Origin of the sequence: Kitasatospora purpeofusca (assembly GCF_034043715.1) — a bacterium.
Lineage (GTDB): Bacteria > Actinomycetota > Actinomycetes > Streptomycetales > Streptomycetaceae > Kitasatospora > Kitasatospora purpeofusca_A.
Genome location: NZ_JAXCLC010000102.1, coordinates 1 through 18,383 on the forward strand (window position 1 = coordinate 1; position 18,383 = coordinate 18,383).

General features: G+C 74.4%; 14 protein-coding genes and 1 riboswitch. Of the genes, 3 read left to right on the forward strand and 11 right to left on the reverse strand.

Annotation, left to right across the window (positions count from 1 at the left end):
- Window positions 1-103: 103 nt before the first annotated feature.
- The 8 genes from SM793_RS33735 to SM793_RS33770 all read right to left on the reverse strand — a co-directional run bounded on the left by SM793_RS33735 (window position 104) and on the right by SM793_RS33770 (window position 10,444).
- Window positions 104-994: a TIR domain-containing protein gene (locus SM793_RS33735; RefSeq protein WP_320442155.1), complete on the reverse strand. Its 891-nt coding sequence runs from the start codon at window positions 992-994 to the stop codon at window positions 104-106.
- Between the two features lie 21 nt (window positions 995-1,015).
- Complete coding sequence (locus tag SM793_RS33740) at window positions 1,016-1,591, reverse strand: hypothetical protein (RefSeq protein ID WP_320442143.1); 576 nt, start codon at window positions 1,589-1,591, stop codon at window positions 1,016-1,018.
- Window positions 1,592-1,938: 347 nt separating this feature from the next.
- Window positions 1,939-3,432, reverse strand: a complete 1,494-nt coding sequence (locus SM793_RS33745) for a M6 family metalloprotease domain-containing protein (protein ID WP_320442144.1) — start codon at window positions 3,430-3,432, stop codon at window positions 1,939-1,941.
- Window positions 3,433-3,669: 237 nt separating this feature from the next.
- Window positions 3,670-5,091 (reverse strand): cobyrinate a,c-diamide synthase, encoded by a 1,422-nt coding sequence (locus tag SM793_RS33750; protein WP_320442145.1) that lies wholly within the window; start codon window positions 5,089-5,091, stop codon window positions 3,670-3,672.
- A 54-nt stretch (window positions 5,092-5,145) separates the two neighbouring features.
- A complete protein-coding gene (cobO, locus tag SM793_RS33755) occupies window positions 5,146-5,751 on the reverse strand; it encodes a cob(I)yrinic acid a,c-diamide adenosyltransferase (RefSeq protein WP_320442146.1) in 606 nt (201 codons plus the stop codon).
- A gap of 6 nt (window positions 5,752-5,757) precedes the next feature.
- The gene (locus tag SM793_RS33760; protein ID WP_320442147.1) at window positions 5,758-7,965 is read right to left on the reverse strand and encodes a putative cobaltochelatase; all 2,208 of its coding nucleotides are present in this window, start codon (window positions 7,963-7,965) and stop codon (window positions 5,758-5,760) included.
- Window positions 7,962-9,476 (reverse strand): cobyric acid synthase, encoded by a 1,515-nt coding sequence (locus tag SM793_RS33765; RefSeq protein ID WP_320442148.1) that lies wholly within the window; start codon window positions 9,474-9,476, stop codon window positions 7,962-7,964. Before SM793_RS33765 ends, SM793_RS33760 begins: the two co-directional genes overlap by 4 nt.
- Complete coding sequence (locus tag SM793_RS33770; RefSeq protein WP_320442149.1) at window positions 9,473-10,444, reverse strand: cobalamin biosynthesis protein; 972 nt, start codon at window positions 10,442-10,444, stop codon at window positions 9,473-9,475. Before SM793_RS33770 ends, SM793_RS33765 begins: the two co-directional genes overlap by 4 nt.
- A 135-nt stretch (window positions 10,445-10,579) precedes the next feature.
- Window positions 10,580-10,779, reverse strand: a riboswitch (cobalamin riboswitch).
- A gap of 273 nt (window positions 10,780-11,052) precedes the next feature.
- Between SM793_RS33770 and SM793_RS33775 the strand changes: the two genes are divergently transcribed.
- The 3 genes from SM793_RS33775 to SM793_RS33785 all read left to right on the forward strand — a co-directional run bounded on the left by SM793_RS33775 (window position 11,053) and on the right by SM793_RS33785 (window position 15,005).
- Window positions 11,053-11,817 (forward strand): helix-turn-helix transcriptional regulator, encoded by a 765-nt coding sequence (locus tag SM793_RS33775; protein ID WP_320442150.1) that lies wholly within the window; start codon window positions 11,053-11,055, stop codon window positions 11,815-11,817.
- Between the two features lie 240 nt (window positions 11,818-12,057).
- Entirely contained in the window at window positions 12,058-13,173 is a 1,116-nt protein-coding gene (locus SM793_RS33780) for an alpha/beta hydrolase family protein (RefSeq protein ID WP_320442151.1), read from the forward strand.
- Between the two features lie 506 nt (window positions 13,174-13,679).
- Complete coding sequence (locus SM793_RS33785) at window positions 13,680-15,005, forward strand: hypothetical protein (RefSeq protein ID WP_320442152.1); 1,326 nt, start codon at window positions 13,680-13,682, stop codon at window positions 15,003-15,005.
- Window positions 15,006-15,110: 105 nt separating this feature from the next.
- Here the strand turns inward: SM793_RS33785 and SM793_RS33790 are convergent, their stop codons facing one another.
- From SM793_RS33790 to SM793_RS33800, 3 genes are all read right to left on the reverse strand, one after another.
- The gene (locus SM793_RS33790) at window positions 15,111-15,989 is read right to left on the reverse strand and encodes a CDP-alcohol phosphatidyltransferase family protein (RefSeq protein WP_413229729.1); all 879 of its coding nucleotides are present in this window, start codon (window positions 15,987-15,989) and stop codon (window positions 15,111-15,113) included.
- Window positions 15,976-16,668, reverse strand: a complete 693-nt coding sequence (locus SM793_RS33795; protein ID WP_320442153.1) for a phosphatidylserine decarboxylase — start codon at window positions 16,666-16,668, stop codon at window positions 15,976-15,978. The genes SM793_RS33790 and SM793_RS33795 overlap by 14 nt, the downstream gene beginning before the upstream one ends.
- A gap of 469 nt (window positions 16,669-17,137) precedes the next feature.
- A complete protein-coding gene (locus SM793_RS33800) occupies window positions 17,138-18,340 on the reverse strand; it encodes an acyl-CoA dehydrogenase family protein (RefSeq protein ID WP_320442154.1) in 1,203 nt (400 codons plus the stop codon).
- Window positions 18,341-18,383: the final 43 nt, after the last annotated feature.

Below are 18,383 nucleotides of genomic sequence, written 5' to 3' on the forward strand. Positions count from 1 at the left end.
CGCCCGCGGGGGGGGGGGGCGCGGTCCCCCGGCTGGGGGTGGAGTCAAATGGCCCGCCGGGGGCGGTCATTTGCCACACAACCACTAGCGGTCCGCAGGGAAGTCAGGGAAGACCGCCGCGGACGATCACTTTTCCGGCCTCCCCCCGTACGGTCACGTTCCTCCTGAGGGACTTGGCGATCCGCTCGGCGAACTCGCGGGAGACAGGCGCCGAGGAATCACCCGTACTCTTCGCGACGATGTCGACACTCGCGCCCTCCCAGGAGGACCGGACGACTTCCCAGCCGAGTTTCGCGAACGAGGAGGAGATGAACTTCTCCTCACTGATTCGGCGGACCTCCCGGACAGGCCGCAGGGGTGCCCCCTCGGCCCGCAGGGCGTGCTTCTCGAGCTCCGCCATCCGATGGTCGAGGGAGCGGGCGATGAGAAGAGTCTCCTCCGTCATGTCGGCCTCTGATCGTTTCACGGTGCCGGATGAGCCGCCGCCAGGAGGACGCTCGCGGATCTCCCGCATCATGCTCGCGAACTCCGGCCAGCTCCTCCGGAAGGCGCGGTTCAGCCGGTCGTGGGGGATCGCCGGATCACCCGAGGCACTGTTGAGATCGGTGAGGAACTTCAGCACCTCGGCCTCGTCGTCCCCCAGGACGGCCTGGAACTGGCTGAGCGGACTGGTGAGTTCGGCGACCCTCATGCCGATGAGGAATGGCACGACAGAGCCCCCGACCTGGTTGGAAACGGCTCCGGCCTCATAGTTGAGCCAAGGGGACAGCTGGTTCTCCGGAGTCGTGCAGATGATCCCGAAGTTCGCCTCGGAAAGCTTCGTGGCGATCTCCTGCGTCGCTCTGCCGCCAGCGGCGATGTCCTGGCTCGAGAGCCAGGGGTCGACGTGCTGGAGAACATCCGGAAGCCACGATCGAAGCGCCTCCGCCGTCATCCTGGCACGCTGTCCGGACCAGCTCAGAAACAGTTTGATCGCGGTCTCCCCTGGTCGTATTCGATGCGTCGGAAGATCGAGTCAGACTCGGCCACGCCCACGCGCGGCTTTGAGCAGCAGCGCTTGTTCCGCTTTGAGAGAGCCGTGCGACTCGCGGACGTACGACAGGAACCGGCTGCCCGGGTGGCGGATCAGGACGGACTTGTCCGGGCCAGCGCCGTCCCAGTCGGACAGCAGGGCGTCGTAAGTCGCGGCGTGCGCGCAGAAGTCGAGGACGACGGCCGGCATTTCGCCCCCGATGATCAGGTCTCCCCGTGCGGTGATGATCTCCCGCATCTTCCGGGCGTTCGGCGCGAACACTGTCTCCACCCAGGTGCGCCACCGTGCCTCGTCCAGCTCCGGAAGTGGATGGCTACACAGCCCCGGACCGGCGTGTGCCATGAATCGGCGCCGGTACTCGCCCCATGCCTTCTCGTTGGTTTCCGCGAGCACGAGAAGAGGGGCGTAGAGCTCCCTCAGCTGGCTGCTCACCCAGTCGGTTCGGGCTCTCCGCAACGACCTGCGGGTCTCTCCATGGTGGTTCAGCCAGTAGACGAGGACAGCAATCAGAACACTGGCGCAGGCCGTCACCATTGCTGCGTTCATCGGAATCTCCATGCCACTGCTTCGTGCGGTATTGAAGCATGGCCAATGAGGAGATCGCCACCGTGCGTCGAGTGATGGTTCCGGTGCGTAATTGACAGCCGCGGTGAAAAAGGTCGACGAGTCACCGATCGCCGCCCCCGCCCGGTCCGGTCCGGCCTCACCATACGTGCCGGGCGCGGCTCCGCCGGAGCCACCGTCGGGGCCGCGCGGCACGGTGGGCGGGGCGGCGATCGTCCTGCTCCGCGGCGGGACCGCAGGCCCCGCCGCGGATGCCCGGAGTGGTCGACCGTGATCGTGAATGTCCTTCAGGAAGGCCCGCCCGACACGCAGTCGGTCCGATCGGGAAGGGAGGCTCCGCCTCACTCGACGGTGACGCTCACCTCCATCCGGTCGGCCCCCGGCGTTCCGGCGACCTCGATGGTGACGCCGCTCCAGTGGCCGTCCGGTTCGTTCAGCGGCGGGGTGCTGTGCTCGCCGAGGAGGTTGTTGCCGAGCGACGGGTAGAGGTCGTCCTCGTCGCCGCGGTTGGGCACGACGGCGTCCGCCAGGTCGCGGCGACCGTCGGCCTGCATCAGCTCGATGGCGAGGCGGCTCTCGTCGTTGACGTTGTCGATGGACTCGTCCACCGCGTAGACGGCGACGCCTTGGTCCGGGAGGAAGGCGTCCTGGCCGCTCTGGCGGCGGTACTCGACCACGATGTACTGCTTGGGGTGCATCCGCGGGCTGCGGACGAGCAGGATGTCGCCGCCCTCGGAGACGGGGCGCAGCACGACGTCCTTGACGGTGCTGGTGACCTTCTGCGGCCTGGTCCAGTCGTGGAACATCCGGAGCATGCCGTTCGGGTACACCGGCCGGTCGCCGGCGTGGTCGCGGTCCGGGCCGCCCCAGGAGCCGGAGGCCATCAGGCAGTAGTCGCCGAGGCCGCTGGAGACCGCCTCGATGTTCGGGTTCCCGGTGTCGTAGAAGTCGGCCCAGCGGGCGGCGAGGTGGCCCCACTCGTGGGAGCAGACGCCGACCCGGCAGTTCTCGGGGACGGTAAGGAAGGTCTGGACGGTCAGGCTCGAATCGGTCGGGAAGCCGGGGGTGAAGCTCCACTTGGCGCTCCACAGGGCCCCCGGCCGCTGGACCTTCGGGACCGCCTCGGCGCCGGGGCCGGCGTGGACGATGAACAGCGCGGTGACGATGCCCTCGCCCAGGACGTCCAGTTCCTCGGGGAACGTCACGCCCTGCTGGCGGGCGATCTCCAGGGTGTCGGCGGCCATGCCCACTTCGTTCCTGGGGAAGGCGTCGGAGTCCTGGCCGGACAGGCCGTTGGCGTAGAAGGAGAGCGGGTGCGGCAGCCGGAACCAGCCGTGCACCTTGCCCTGGACGTCGATACCGCCGTCGGCGGGAGCGGCGGGGTCGAAGCCGCTGACGCCGTGGTAGTAGTCGCGCATCGAGCCGGTCGGGAACGTTCCGGAGCTGAACAGCAACTGTTCGAAGTGCTCGACGGTGTGGGCCGGGTCGTGCGGGTGGTCGGGGAAGTCCACGAGCAGGACCAGGGTGGGGACGACGCCCTTGAGTTTCTCCGAGGGGTGGTCGATGAGCTGGGCGTCGCTGCGCGGGCCGGGGCGGAGGGCGCCGTCGTCGAGGCCGACGACGTTCTCGCCGCGCCACTGGGTGCGCAGCACGCGGTAGTACTGGCCGAAGGAGATGCCCTCCGGGAGGCGCTGGGACGCGACCAGGTCCCGGTACTCGTCGTGGAGTTCGTCCAGCGCCGTCGGTGACAGCGGGACACGGCAGGAGTGCGGACGGTCGTGGAGGGAGGCGACGGGGGTGGGGTGGTGATGCAGCGGGGTTAAGGTGTGACGCATGGTGACGGCTCCTTCGAGCCTGCTCACCCCGCCGGGGCGTGTGCGGCGCCGCGGGGGCGTGTTCGGCGCCCCGTCGAGTAGGCGGTCGCCGGCAAACGGTCGGCTCGTCGAAAGGCGGTCGGGTCTGGCCGGTACCGGTTGCGAAAAGTACGATATGCGGTTGTTTGCCCCTATTCTGACGCTCCGGACGGCCAAAGCACCAGACCCGAAGGGCCGTCGGATCCGCCGCCGGGCCGCTCAGCCGGCCCGGTGCGCGGCGGCTGCCGAGGTGAAGGCGGCGGCGAGCTGCGGGTATCCCGCCCAGTGCAGGTGCAGATACGAAGCGTGAATGTTCGCCGCCCCCGGCGTGCCCGCGAATCCCTCGGTGCGCGGGCCGTCCGGCAGTCGCCAGCCCCAGGCGGGCCGTTCGCCGGCGCCCGGCTCGCAGACCGTGCGGTGGAACTCGTGCCCGCGCAGCCGCGCACCGGTCGGTGCGAGCACCGAGTCGTGCAGCGCGACCGCCTCCCGGTACCCGAGCGTCAGCCGCTCGGTCATCCGGGCCGAGGTGTCCAGTACCCCGCACATCGGCAGGCCGTCCAGCTCCCGCCCGAGGTAGAGCAGTCCGGCGCACTCGGCCGAGACCGGCCCGCCCGAGGCGGCGAACGCGGCGATCGCTGCCCGCAGTTGCCCGTTCGCACTCAGTTCCCGGACGTACAGCTCGGGGAAGCCGCCGCCGATCACCAGACCCGCCGTACCCTCCGGCAGGGCGTCGGCGTGCAGCGGGTCGAAGGGCACCACCTCGGCGCCGGCGGCGGCCAGCAGCTCGGTGTTCTCGGCGTACGAGAAGGAGAACGCCGCGCCCCCGGCCACCGCGATCCTCGGCCGGGCCGAATCCGGCGTCGCACCGGGGGCGGAACCGGGAGCCCCACCGGAGCCGGCCGGGGCCACCTCGCGGGCCGGGTCCCACGGCTGCGCCGTCAGCGGCGGCGCGGTGCGGGCCAGCGCCAGCACCGCGTCCAGATCCACCGAGGCGGCCACCAGTTCGCCCATGTCGGCCACCGCCCGCAGGGCCTCCGCCGAGCGCTCCGCGGCCGGGATCAGCCCCAGGTGCCGGGAGGGCGTGGCGACCGCCGCCGAGCGCCGTACCGAGCCCAGCACCGGCACCCCCGAGCCCTCCTCCAGGGCCTCGCGCAGCAGCAGTTCGTGCCGGTCGGAGGCGACCCGGTTGAGGATCACCCCGGCCAGCCGGACCTCCGGGTCCCAGGAGGCGAAGCCGTGCACCAGCGCGGCCACCGACCGGGACTGCGAGGAGCCGTCCACCACCAGCACCACGGGGGCCCGCAGCAGCTTCGACACATGCGCGGTGGACGCCAGCTCGCCGCGCCCGGAAGCGCCGTCGAACAGCCCCATCACGCCCTCGACCACGGCCACGTCCGCCCCGGCCGCGCCGTGCAGGAAGAGCGGCGCGATCCGCTCCGGCCCGCACATGAACGCGTCCAGGTTGCGGCCCGGGCGGCCGGCGGCCAGGCCGTGGTAGCCCGGGTCGATGTAGTCCGGACCGACCTTGTGCGGCGAGACGGCCAGCCCGCGGGCGGCGAGCGCGGCGATCAGGCCGGTGGCGATCGTGGTCTTGCCGGCGCCCGAGGAGGGCGCCGCGACGACGAGGCGGGGGATGTTCACGGTGCTGCTGCTTCTCTCGCTGTTGCTACCAGGACGATCGGCGGGCCGGGCGGTCTACCACTCGATGCCGCGCTGGCCCTTGCGTCCGGCGTCCATCGGGTGCTTGACCTTGGTCATCTCGGTGACCAGGTCGGCCGCGCCGGTCAGCAGCTCCGGTGCGTACCGGCCGGTGATGACGACGTGCTGGCTGCCCGGACGGTCCTTCAGCACGGCCACCACCTCCGCCGGGTCGATCCAGCCCCAGTGCATCGGGTAGGTGAACTCGTCCAGCACGTAGAAGCGGTAGGTCTCGGCGGCGAGGTCGCGCTTGACCTGCTCCCAGCCCTCCTTGGCCGCCGCCTCGCTGTCCAGCTCCATCTCGCCGGTGCGCTGGATCCAGGACCAGCCGGAGCCCATCTTGTGCCAGTCGACGGTGCCGCCCTCGCCGGAGGCGCCGAGCACGCGCAGCGCGTTCTCCTCGCCGACCTTCCACTTGGCGGACTTCACGAACTGGAACACCCCGACCGACCAGCCCTGGTTCCAGGCCCGCAGGGCCATCCCGAACGCGGCGGTGGACTTGCCCTTGCCGGGCCCGGTGTGCACGGCGGTGATCGGCTGGGTTCGGCGCTGACGGGTCGTCAGACCGTCGTCGGGGACGCTTTCGGGGACACCCTTGGGCATGTCGGCTCAGGCCGCCTTTCGCGAAGCAGAGGTGTGCGAAGCAGAAACAGAAGCAGCAGCAGAAACAGAAGCAGAAGCAGAAGTGCGCGGAGCAGAGCCGGTCGGACGGTGCTCGCCGCGGTGGCCGCCGCCGCGGCTGTCGCGGACGAGCGAGGCGACGCCGTCGGCGCGCAGCTCGTCCAGGGTGACGGCGGTGGCCCGCAGCCGGTCGGCCAGGGTGCGGGCCAGGCCGAGCCGGACCGGGCCCGACTCGCAGTCCAGCACCACGCTCGCCACACCCTGCCCGGCCAGCAGCCCGGCCGCCCGGTGCGACTGCGCGACGGCGTCCCGCGCGCCGGTGGCCCGGCCGTCGGTCACCACGACCAGCAGCGGGCGGCGGTCCGGGTCGCGCAGCCGCTCGACCCGCAGCACCTCGTGCGCCCGCAGCAGTCCGGCGGCCAGCGGGGTCCGGCCGCCGGTGGGCAGCGACTCCAGCCGGGCCGCGCCGACCTCCACCGAGGAGGTGGGCGGCAGCGCCAGCTCGGCGCCCGCACCCCGGAAGGTGATCATGCCGATCTTGTCCCGGCGCTGGTAGGCGTCCATCAGCAGCGACAGCACCGCGCCCTTGACGGCGGTCATCCGCTGCCGGGCCGCCATCGAGCCGGAGGCGTCCACCACGAACAGCACCAGGTTGGACTCCCGCCCCTGGCGCACCTGCTCGCGGAAGTCGTCCTTGTGCAGCACCAGGGCCCGCGAGGACCGGCCGCGCGCCACCTGGTGCGGCGCGGCGGCGCGCAGGGTGGCGCTCAGGTGCAGCCGGGCGAGCCGGCCGCGCGGACGGCGGGCCCTGATGGTGTGGCCGCTGTCGGTCTCGGCGGGGGAGCGGCGGCCCTGGGCGCCGCGCCCGGTGCCGTCCACGGCGAACAGCCGGGTCCGGTACGGGTCGCCGGCCGCGACCGGGGCCGTCTCCCGGGCGGGGGACGGCGGCTGGAGCGGTACCGGCTGCGGGGCGGGGCCGTCGTCCTGGGCCGGGCCGTCCGCCACCTCGGCCGGCGGGCCGTCGGGGCCGTCCTGGCCGGACGGCTCGGGCGCGCCGCCACCGCCGCCGTCGGGGCCGCCGTCCTGCGGGCCGTCACCCTCGGGGCCGTCGCCCTCGGGGCCGCCCTCCGGGTCCGGGTCCTCCTCGGGCTCCTGCGGCTGCCCCGGCTCCTCGGGCTCCGGCTCGGCGTGCTCCTCAAGCACCCGGTCCAACTGGTCCTCGTCCAGCCCGGGGGCGTCGAAGGGGTTGCGCCGCCGCCGGTGCGGCAGCGCCAGCTGCGCGGCCTTGCGGACGTCCTCCGCCAGCACCTCGGTGCGGCCCGCCCAGGCGGCCAGGGCGACGGCGGTCCGGGCCATCACGATGTCCGCGCGCAGCCCGTCCACCTCGAACGCCGCGCAGACGGCGGTGATCTGGCGCAGCGCCGCGTCCGTCAGCTCCACCTGCGGCAGCAGCTCCCGGGCGGCGGTGATCCGGCCCGCCAGCGCCCGCTCCTCCGCGGCGAAGCGGTCGGCGAAGGCGGCCGGGTCGGCGTCGTAGGACAGCCGGCGGCGGACCACCTCGGCGCGCTCCACCGGCTCCCGGGTGGCGGCGATCTCCACCGTCAGGCCGAACCGGTCGAGCAGCTGCGGCCGCAGCTCGCCCTCCTCCGGGTTCATCGTGCCGACCAGCAGGAAGCGCGCCGCGTGCCGCACCGACACGCCCTCGCGCTCCACGTACGAGCGGCCCATCGCGGCGGCGTCCAGCAGCAGGTCCACCACGTGGTCCTGGAGCAGGTTCACCTCGTCGATGTACAGCACGCCGCGGTGCGCCCGGGCCAGCAGCCCCGGCTCGTAGGCCTTGACGCCCTCGGCCAGCGCGCGTTCCAGGTCCAGCGAGCCGACGATCCGGTCCTCGGAGACGCCGACCGGCAGCTCGACCAGCCGGGCCGGGCGCTCGGACGCCGCGGCGCCGGTGTGCGCGCCGTCCGGGCACTGCGGGTCCGGGCCGGCCGGGTCGCAGGCGAAGCGGCAGCCGTCGACGGTCGCGATGGACGGCAGCAGCCCGGCCAGCGCGCGCACCATGGTCGACTTGGCGGTGCCCTTCTCGCCGCGCACCAGCACCCCGCCGACCGCCGGGGACACCGCGTTCAGCAGCAGGCCGAGTCGTAGGTCGGCCATGCCGACGATCGCGGTGAACGGGTATCGGACGTCACTCATGCATGCTCCCCAGGGGCTCCGGGCGGAAGGAACGGCAGCGATCCGGCCGCCGGCACCCCGCCCTCGATCAGCTTCCACAGCGCGTCGGTGTCGGCGTGTTCCTCGATCAGTTCGCCCAGCCGGTCCAGCCGGGCCTCCCGCGCGTCGGCGAAGGAGGTGTCCGGCGCGGGGACGAACGCCCGGCCGGACGCCGCCGCGACCTCGCGCAGCAGCGCGCGCCGGAAGCCGTCGTTCTCCAGCGCGCCGTGCCAGGTGGTGCCCAGCACGGAACCCGCCCGGCATCCGTCGAGGAACGCCTCGCCGCCCTCCACGGTGACGATCCCGTGGTGGATCTCGTAACCCTCGACCCGCTCCCCGAGGGCCTCGCCGACGGGCCGTCCGAGCACCTTCGCGGCGCCGAACCGCACCCGCGCCGGCAGCAGCCCGAGGCCCTCCACCGGGCCCGCCTTGGACTCGACCTCGTCCACGATCGAGCCGGCCAGCATCTGGTAGCCGCCGCAGACGCCCAGCACCGGCAGCCCGGCCGCCGCCCGGGCCCTCAGCACCGGTTCGAAGCCGCGCTCGCGCAGCCAGCCGAGGTCGGCGACGGTGGCCCGGGTGCCGGGCAGCACCACCAGGTCGGCGTCGGCCAGCTCCTCCGGCCGGGTGGCCCAGCGGACCAGCACGCCGGGTTCCTGGGCGAGCGCGTCCAGGTCGGTGAAGTTGGACAGCCGGGGGAAGCGGAGCACCGCCACCCGCAGCACGTCGGCGCCCAGCGGGCCGCGCGCGGCGGTCCGGTCCACGACGGTGGACAGGTCGAGCGAGTCCTCGGCGTCCAGCCACAGGTCCGGCAGCATCGGCAGGGTGCCGAGCACCGGACGCCCGGTCAGCTCGCGCAGCATCTCCAGCCCGGGGGCCAGCAGCCGCGCGTCGCCGCGGAACTTGTTGACGAACCAGCCGGCCACGTGCCGCTGGTCCTCCGCCGACAGCAGCGCCAGCGTCCCGTACATCGCCGCGAACACGCCGCCCCGGTCGATGTCCCCGACCACGACGACCGGCAGGCCGGCCGCGGTGGCCAGGCCCATGTTGGCGATGTCCCGGTCCCGCAGGTTGATCTCGGCGGGCGAGCCCGCGCCCTCGCAGACCACCACGTCGAAGCGGCCGCGCAGGTCCGCCAGGCACTCCAGGGCCCGTTCCAGCAGCAGCGGCTTGCGCTCCCGGTAGTCCAGCGCGCCGACCTCGGCGACCGGACGGCCCAGCAGCACCACCTGGCTGCGGCCGTCCCCGCCGGGCTTGAGCAGCACCGGGTTCATCGCCGCCTCCGGCTCGACCCGGGCGGCCTGCGCCTGCATCGCCTGGGCGCGGCCGATCTCGGCGCCGTCGGCGGTGACGAAGGAGTTCAGCGACATGTTCTGCGCCTTGAACGGCGCGACCGAGACCCCCTGCCGCGCGAGCCAGCGGCAGATGCCCGCCGTGACCACGCTCTTCCCGGCGTCCGAGGTCGTCCCGGCGACCAGCAGTGCCTTGCTCATGCCCGGTACCTCCGCTTCCTGATCAGCGCCGCCCGCAGCAGCAGGTGCCCGGCGACCGTCGTACCCAGGGCCAGCGCGCCCACCCGCCGCGAGAGCACGCAGGCCCGCTCGATGTCGTCCACCCCGACCGGCCGCAGCTCCTCGCCGAGGACCGGCCGGTGCTCCGTGCGATCGCCGTACTGCAGCGTCCCCCCCAGCCGGACCCCGACCGCGCCGGCGAAGGCCGACTCGGCCTGCCCGGCGTTGGGGCTGGGGTGCGCGGAGCCGTCCCGCCGCCAGACCCGCCAGGCGGTGCGCGGCTCCGGGGCGGCGGCCACCGTCAGCAGCGCGGTCAGCCGGGCGCCCGGCCAGCCCGCCACGTCGTCCAGCCGGGCCGAGGCCCAGCCGAACCGGGCGTAGCGCGGCGAGCGGTGACCGACCATCGCGTCCAGGGTGTTCACCGCGCGGAACGCCAGCAGCCCCGGGGTGCCGGCCAGGCCGCCCCAGACCAGGGCGTTGACCACCGCGTCGGCGGTGTTCTCGGCCACCGACTCGACCACCGCGCGGGCCAGCTGCCGCTCGTCCAGGCCGCTCGGGTCCCGTCCGCACAGGTGCGGCAGCCGCTCCCGGGCCGCCGTCAGGTCACCGGCCGTCAGCGCGCGGCCGACGGTGCGGGCCTCCCGGGTCAGCGAGGTGCCGCCGAGCACCGTCCAGGTCGCGGCGGCGGCGAACGCGGCCCGGCCGAGCGGACGGCGGGCCAGCAGCCGGTCGGCGGCCACCGCGCCGGCCGCGACGGTGCCCACGCACAGCGCGGTGAAGGCGGTGCCGGCCGCGCGGTGGTCGCGCCACAGCAGCCGCTCCAGCCGGCCGGCCGCGCCGCCGAAGCCGGCCACCGGGTGGCCGCGGCGCGGATCGCCGAACCGGGCGTCGGCCAGGTACCCGGCGACGGCGCCCGCGCCGAAGGCGGCGGCCCGGGTCAGCGGGCGCACGTCGGGGCGCACATCGGGTCGCACGGCAGGGCGCGCGGCGAGGTGCGCGCCGAACGCGGCACGGTCGGGGGTAGGTCTCGGCCCGGCGGGGCAGCCTGCATCGCGTGCGTGTCCTCACTCAGGGTCCGCGCCCTGGATCGACGTACCGGGGGCGAGAGTCTCCTGGCTCCCGGGTCGAACGCGCTCCCGGGCCTTCCGGCGGCCGCTGACGGCCCTCCGTGGCTCAACTCCGGTCGTGCTCCCCGGTGACAGTGGCGGGACCGCGCCGGACTCGCACCGGCTTCCTCTGCTTGCCTCCGTAATGGCTGAAGGATCCCATCACGGGCCTGAAGGGGGAGTCAACCGAGGTCGCGGAGGGGTTGGTCACACGCCGGGGCCCGACCGGCGCCCGGGCGGCCCCGCTCCCGCTCCCGCCCCCGTGCGCGCCCCGCGCCTGCCCCCGTGCCCGCCCGGTCGCCCGCCGTTCCCCGTCGCTACCTCCGAGGCCGCCCGCCGCCGGACCGCGCCCCGCTGTGCGATCCTCCACCGCCGCCGGGCGGCGCGCCCGCCCCGCTTCGTGCGTTCGTCGGCTGGGGCACCACCCGGCGCCACGCCTACCGTCGGGACCCATGCGACCCCAGCGCCCCCACCTCTTCGCACGCCCGGCCCGGTCCGCCCCGCCCGCCCCGCCTGCCCCGCCTGCCCCGCCGCCCCCGGTGCCCTACTCGCCGGCCGCCGTCCGCGCCCACCGCGCCGCCCTCGGCCTGACCCCGGAGCAGGTCGCCGAGGGGATGGCCGCGCACGGCGTCCGGCTGCCCCCGGCCCGCGTGCTCGGCTGGGAGAACGGCGGGCCGCCCCCCGGCGAGGAGGAGTTCCTCGCCCTGGCCCGGGCCCTGTGGTGCCCGCCCGAGCGGCTGATGGGCGTCCGCCCGGCGAGCCTGCGGGACTTCCGGCTGGCCCGCGAGCTGAGCCCGGACGGCGCGGCCCACCGGATCGGCGTCCCGGCCGGGGAGTACCGGCGGGCCGAGGCCACCGGGCGGTGGGACGCCGACGCCGGGCCGACGGCCGCACTCGCGCACGTGCTGGGCCTGACCCTCCGGGAGCTGGTCGCGGCCACCGGCCGCCGGGAGGAGCTGGAGCGGCGGCTGCGGCGCTGCGTCGACGGCCGCCCGCAGGCGCAGACCGGTGCGATCGGCCGGATCGTGCCGGTGGACCGGACGGACCTCGACGCCGTCCTGGCCGTGCTCCAGGACGAGCGGCAGGTGTCCGGCCACTGGGGGGCCGGCGGCTGGGGGCCGGCCGAGGGGGCGGCCGCGCCGTCCGCCGCCGCGGTCCCGCCCGTCGAGCGCTTCTGGGAGCTGCTCGCCCGACGGCAGCCCGCGATCCCGGTGTGATCCCCCGCGGTCCCCCGCGGTCCCCCGCGATCCCCTGCGATCCGCCGCGATCCCCGTGTGATCCCCCGTCCGTTCTGGCACTCTCGTTCTGACGACTACCGACGATCCCGGTGTGACCTTCCTCGCGTGGCAACCCGTACGGCCGTGTCCTGCTGGCCCGGCCGGGTCCCGGCCAGTGGACTGGGCTGTGACGTGGGTCCGGACACCGGTCGGCCCAGAACCGAGCAGCGGGGAGCGAGTATGCGTTGGGGAATCGCGGCCACCGTGGCGGCCGCCGCGGTCGGCACCGGGGCGGCCGTCCTGGTGATCGGCCGCCGGGCCTCGGAGCGGATGGTCCGCCCGGCCGGGTCCGCCCGGGAGCGGACCGGTCCGGTCGTCGTCCGGAGCCTGGGCGCCGGGCGGGTCACCTTCACCCGGAACGCGGCGAGCGAGCGCCCCGGCCGCTGGGCCGTCGAGTGGGGCGAGGACGGGCACGCCGTCGTCGAGGAGGTCCTGCACCGCGACGAACAGGGCGTCACCCGCCGCCTGGTGCGCGCCGACCGGGGCACCCTCGCCCCCGGCACCCAGGTCCGCTTCACCCCCCGGGTGTACCTCGGCGACCCGGCCCAGGCGCTCGGCCTGACCTTCGGCGAGACCGCCGTCGAGGGCGAACTCGGCCCGCTGCCCGCCTGGTGGCTCGACGGCAAGCGCGGCACCTGGGTGATCCTGGTGCACGGCCCGGACGCCGACCGCGGCCAGGTCCTGCCCGTCCTCCCCGTCCTGCGCCGGCTCGGCCTGCCCGCGCTGGCGGTCAGCTACCGGGGCGACCCGGGCGCGCCGGCCTCCCCCGACGGCCTGGGCCACTTCGGCGAGACGGAGTGGCGGGACATCGAGGCGGCGATCCGGCTGGCCCTGGACGGCGGCGCGGGCCGGGTGATCCTCTACGGCTGGTCGCTCGGCGCCACGATGGCCCTGCAGGCCGCCGCCCGGTCCGACCTCGCCTCCTCGATCAGCAGCCTGGTCCTGGACTCCCCGGTGCTGGACTGGCCGGCCACCGCCCGCCGGGGCGCGGCCAGGGCCGGATACCGGGGCCCGGCCGCCGAACTCGGCGCGCTGGCCGCCCAGGGCCGCACCGGCGTGGATCTGGCCGACTTCGCCCGCCTGGCCGGCGGCACCGACCTGCGGGTGCCCACCCTGGTGCTGCACGGCCCCGACGACCCGGTGGCGCCGTTCCGGGCCGCCGAACGGCTGGCCGCGAGCCGTCCGTCGCTGGTGAACCTCCAGACCTTCCCCGGCGGCGACCACGCCGCGCTGTGGAACACCGACCCGGACCGCTACTCCGAGACCCTGCGCCGCTGGCTCACGCCCTTCTGCTGAGCCCCTGGCTCCCCGCCCGGCCCGCTCCCCGCCCGGCCCGCTCCCCGCCCGCCCGGCCCCGCCGCGTCACGCGGGGCCCGGGGGAGCCGGGGTGCCCCGGGAACCGGGTGAGCGGCCGACGGACGGCGGTCGGCGCGCGGGCCGCCCGGTACCCCGCGCGGACCACCGGCCCCTTCCACCGCCCGGACCTGGCATGAACCCGCCACAAAGATCAGGCCAGTCGGTTTGGGCTCTGTTGCCCGATCTTGTCGATCCCCCGGACCCCCGCCCCGCCCCGCCGGGACAACCGGATGTGACAGAAGGCCGGTACAAGGGGAAGACTGCTCGACGTGACGTCTCGGAATCCGCGCGACCGTGATGCCCCGCTCCCGCCGACGATCGGTTCCGGTGCGACGGTGACCCGTCTCCCCGGAACGGCCCACCGCCCCGCCGGCGCGAGGCCGGGGAGCCAGGGCGTACCCCGCCGACGAGGCCCCGCCCCCGCCCCCGGCCGAGGCCGGGTCCCCGTGCCGGAGGGCTTCCCCGCTCCCGCCGAGCTGGCCCCGCTGGCCCGCCGGATGCTGGTCGACGCCGTCCGGATCGCCCGCTGGGCCGGCGATCTCGACGAGGTCGACAAGCGCGGCGAACTGCTCCCCGACGACGCCCGCGCGGCCGGCCGCGCCCTCGCCATGACGGTGGGCGCCGCCGCCAGGGCCTGGGGCCAGGCCCTGCTGGTCGGCCTGGTCGAGCCCCGCGACGGCGGCGCCGTCCCCGGCTGGCGCCTGCACGCCTGGGAGCACGACGACGAGGCGGTGATCCGCGGCTGGTCGACCCTGTTCGACGCCTGGACCCTGCTCGCCCCGGTGCCGCCCGCCGCCCTGCGCGGCGTGTTCGCGGTCCTCGCCGGACAGGCCGTCGACCAGGCACCCCAACTGCTCTCCTTCCTGCACCTGGTGGACGGCCCGGTCGCCGACGTCGAGCTGCTGGAGCTGCTCCGGCGCGGCCTGGACGAGCGCCGGGTCGGCGGCGGCGAGGGCGCCTTCGGCCTCTCGCCCGTCCCGCACGCCGCCTCCGCCGTCTCCGCCGTCCGCGGCACCTGCCGCGAGCCGCAGATCGACACCCCGGCCTCGCCCGCCGACGTCGCCGCCGTCCTGGACTGGATGCTGGACGGCCTGGCCGCCGTCGGCGCGCTGGTCCGCGAGGACAACGCGGCCGAGCTCTCCCCGCTCGGGCACTGGGCGGTGCGGGCCAAGCTGGAGGAGATCTGCACCGTCGCGCAGACCGCCGCCGGCCACATCGAGCAGAGCGCGATGGAGCTGCTGAGCGCCTGCGCCGACTACTCGCCGGGCCCGGCCCGCGCCGAGTACCGGGCCTGGCTGGCCGCCCGCCCCGCCGACCGGGCGGTGGCCGAGCTGCTGGAGGCCGCGCAGGGCGAGGACGCGCTGGTGCGCGGGCTGGCCTTCGAGGCGCTGCGGGTGGCCGGATCCACCGCCGAGCAGGCCGTGCGGGCCGCCGTCGACGAGCCGGTGCTGCGCCCGTACGCGCTGCTGTGGCTGGCCGAGCGCTCGGACGAGGGGGTCTCCCCGGCCGACGTGCTGGGCGCGGAGGACGCCGCCTGGCTCTGGGTGGACACCGCCGCGGCCGTGCTGGACCACGGGGAAACGGAACTTCTGGTGGGCCATGTCGAGGGTGCCTCGGCCGGCGACCCGGTGCGGCTGTTCGCCCGGGCCCGGCAGTCCGGGCACCCCAGGGCGGCCTCGGTGCTGACGGCCGTCTCCGGCGTCCACCCGGACCCGGCGGTGGCCCGGGCGGCCCGCCGCTCGGCGTTCAGCGTCCACCGCGGCGGCGCCTGAGCCGCGGCCGGCACCAAGCACCAGGCAGCACCAGGCACCAGGACATGCGGAAGGGCCCGGCTCCCCTCGGGGAGCCGGGCCCTTCCGCATGTCCGGCGGCGGCCGTCAGCCGATCCGCGACTCCGCGCGGCGGGCCCGCACGTCGCCGACCTTCTGGCCGACCTTGCGGCGGATCACCAGCAGCGGCGCCATCGCGGCGAGCGTGATCTGCGCGAACGCGCCGATGTGCAGCAGGTTGTCGCCGCCCGGCAGACCGGTCGCCCAGGCCGCGAGGCAGCCGATCGAGACGACGATCCAGCACAGCGTGGCGGTGGCCAGCAGCCCCTGCGGCTTCGGGTACTCGATCCGGCTGACCATCAGGTACGCGACGGCGAAGATGGCGAGCAGGCCGGGCAGGAACGGCGGGTCGAGCAGCACGATGGCGATCACCGTCATCGCGCCCATCGGGCAGGGCATGCCCTGGAACACCCCGGGCCGCATCTTCACGGTGGAGAAGCGGGCGAGCCGCAGCACCACCGCCAGCAGCACGGTCAGCGCGATCAGCGCGGACAGCCGGCTGTTGGAGCCGGGCGAGACCATGCCCCAGACCGCGACGAAGTAGGCCGGCGCGATGCCGAAGCTGATCAGGTCGGCCAGGTTGTCGAGTTCGGCGCCGAGCGCGGAGGAGCGCAGCTTGCGCGCCACCAGGCCGTCGAACAGGTCGCACATCGAGCCGATCAGCAGCAGCGTCACCGCGGTGGCGGCGCTGTGCTTGTCCGGCGCGGCGTCCGGGTTGGTGATGTGCGGGACGAGCACCCCGGTGGTGATCGAGTAGATCGCCAGGAAGCCGCAGACGGCGTTCCCCAGGGTGAGGAAGTCGGCGGTGGAGAGGTGCTGCGGCGAGCGCGGCGCGCGCAGCTCGCGGTCGCGGGCCCAGCGACGGCGGCGCAGGGCCGTCTCCTCGTCGTCCAGGCCGACGATCGTCTCAGGATCAGTCACGGTCAAGGCGCGTCACCCCGGCGGTGGTCTTCTGGCCGACCTCGACGCCGACCTCGACGCCGGCCGGCAGGTAGGTGTCGACCCGGGACCCGAACCGGATCAGACCGATCCGCTCGCCCTGCTCGACCTTGGTACCGGCGTCGACGTACGGCACGATGCGGCGCGCCACGGCGCCCGCGATCTGGACCATCTCGATGTCGCCGAGCTCGGTGTCGAAGTGCCAGACGACCCGCTCGTTCTGGTCGCTGTCCTTGTTGAACGCGGGCACGAAGCCACCGGGCACGTGCTCGACGGAGGTCACCGTGCCGGGCAGGGGCGCCCGGTTGACGTGGACGTTGAGGGGGCTCATGAAGATCGCCACGCGGGTCCGGCCGTCCGGCCACGCGTCGATGCTCTGGACCACGCCGTCGGCGGGGGAGATCACTCTGCCCGTGCCGGTCTCACGCTCGGGGTCGCGGAAGAACCACAGCATGCCGGCGCCGAGCGCACAGGCGGGTACCGCTGCCAGGGCCCACTTGCCACTGCGCCGGGTGAGCGCGGTGGTCACGGCGGCCGTGGCGAGGGTGGGGACGAACCAGGGGGTGGCTCCGCGCGCGATGGTCACGCGGGGTCGCCGACCGGCCGTCGTGGCGGCGAGGGCATCGCGGTCCGTGACGGAGGTGTGAGGGGACGGGCTGATGGGCATCGAAGACCTTTGTCGCGGGGGATCATGGCCGCTGGACGGGGGCCACCGCGGGATCGGGTAATAGAGGGACGTCTGCTGTCCCGGTGGATGCTATCGGGAGCACACGGTGGGTGGGCAACCCGCCTGCTCGTTCATGTGACCTGCCAGAGGCGCCGACGCGCCCCCTTGTGTACGACCGTAGCTCGCCCCGCTCCGGTTCCCAAGGGACCCGGCGAAGCTGGTGACTCTTGTCTCAACCTTGCCCGGTCGGCCCTGTAGGACTGCCCCTCCGAGGGCGCGGGACGGTGGACCGGAGCGGCCGCGGGGCGTGTGACAGCAGCCGTACGCCCTGCGGCCGCTCCGGAGCGGCCGTGCCGGCCCCGGGGCGGACCAGGCCACCGGGGCGGGACACGGCACGGTGCCGGGACGGGCCCGCACGCCCGTCGTCCGGCGGTCTCGCGGGCCGGCCGCGAGGCCCGCAGCGAGGGGGTCAGCCCGCGATGCGGTACTCCTCCAGCAGCCGGCGCCCGATGATCATCTTCTGGATCTCCGCAGTACCTTCACCGATCAGCAGCATCGGGGCCTCCCGGTAGAGCCGCTCGATCTCGTACTCCTTGGAGAAGCCGTAGCCGCCGTGGATGCGGAAGGCGTCCTCGACGACCTCCTTGCAGTACTCGGAGGCGAGGTACTTCGCCATCCCCGCCTCCAGGTCGTTGCGCTCGCCGCTGTCCTTCTTGCGGGCGGCCATGACCATCATCTGGTGCGCGGCCTCGACCTTGGTGGCCATCTCGGCGAGCTTGAACTGGATCGCCTGGTGCTCGGCGATCTTCTTGCCGAAGGTGGAGCGCTGCTGGGCGTAGGAGATGCCCAGCTCGAAGGCGCGGCGGGCGACGCCGCAGCCGCGCGCGGCCACGTTGACCCGGCCGACCTCGACGCCGTCCATCATCTGGTAGAAGCCCCGGCCGGGGACGCCGCCGAGGACCCGGTCGGCCGGGATCCGGACGTCCTGGAGCACCAGCTCGGTGGTGTCGACGCCCTTGTAGCCCATCTTCTCGATCTTCCCGGGGACGGTGAGGCCGGGGACGGTCGGGTTGGCGCCGAAGCCCGGCGTCTTCTCGATCAGGAAGGTGGTCATGTTCCGGTAGGGCGTGGAGCCGCCCTCGTCCGTCCTGCACAGGACCGCGACCAGGCTGGAGGTGCCGCCGTTGGTCAGCCACATCTTCTGGCCGTTGAGGACGTAGGAGTCCCCGTCCTTGACACCCTTGGTGCTGATCGCCGCGACGTCGGAGCCGAGGCCGGGCTCGGACATCGAGAAGGCGCCGCGGATCTCGCCGGCGGCCATCCGCGGCAGGAAGTGCTCCTTCTGCTCCTGGGTGCCGTGCGCGTTGATCATGTGCGCGACGATGAAGTGGGTGTTGACGATGCCGGAGACGGACATCCAGCCGCGGGCGATCTCCTCGACCACCAGCGCGTAGGTCAGCAGCGACTCGCCGAGGCCGCCGTACTCCTCGGGGATGGTCAGGCCGAAGAGGCCGAGCTGCTTCATGCCCTCGACGATCGCCGTCGGGTACTCGTCCTTGTGCTCCAATTCGGTCGCGACCGGGATGATCTCCTTGTCGACGAACTCGCGCACGGTGGCGAGGATGTCCCGCTGGATCTCGGTGAGGCCGTCGGTCTGTGCGAGGCGTCCCATCGTGCGGCTCCTGTCATGCCTGGAAAAACGAGGGTGGGGGGAG

Bases quoted from the DNA above. Each gene is read 5' to 3' on its own strand.
- SM793_RS33780 (WP_320442151.1), top strand. From the start codon at position 12,058: ATGCGTTGGGGAATCGCGGCCACCGTGGCGGCCGCCGCGGTCGGCACC.
- SM793_RS33795 (WP_320442153.1), bottom strand. From the start codon at position 16,668: ATGCCCATCAGCCCGTCCCCTCACACCTCCGTCACGGACCGCGATGCC.
- SM793_RS33800 (WP_320442154.1), bottom strand. From the start codon at position 18,340: ATGGGACGCCTCGCACAGACCGACGGCCTCACCGAGATCCAGCGGGAC.
- SM793_RS33745 (WP_320442144.1), bottom strand. From the start codon at position 3,432: ATGCGTCACACCTTAACCCCGCTGCATCACCACCCCACCCCCGTCGCC.
- SM793_RS33775 (WP_320442150.1), top strand. From the start codon at position 11,053: ATGCGACCCCAGCGCCCCCACCTCTTCGCACGCCCGGCCCGGTCCGCC.
- SM793_RS33760 (WP_320442147.1), bottom strand. From the start codon at position 7,965: ATGAGTGACGTCCGATACCCGTTCACCGCGATCGTCGGCATGGCCGAC.
- cobO (WP_320442146.1), bottom strand. From the start codon at position 5,751: ATGCCCAAGGGTGTCCCCGAAAGCGTCCCCGACGACGGTCTGACGACC.
- SM793_RS33765 (WP_320442148.1), bottom strand. From the start codon at position 9,476: ATGAGCAAGGCACTGCTGGTCGCCGGGACGACCTCGGACGCCGGGAAG.
- SM793_RS33740 (WP_320442143.1), bottom strand. From the start codon at position 1,591: ATGGAGATTCCGATGAACGCAGCAATGGTGACGGCCTGCGCCAGTGTT.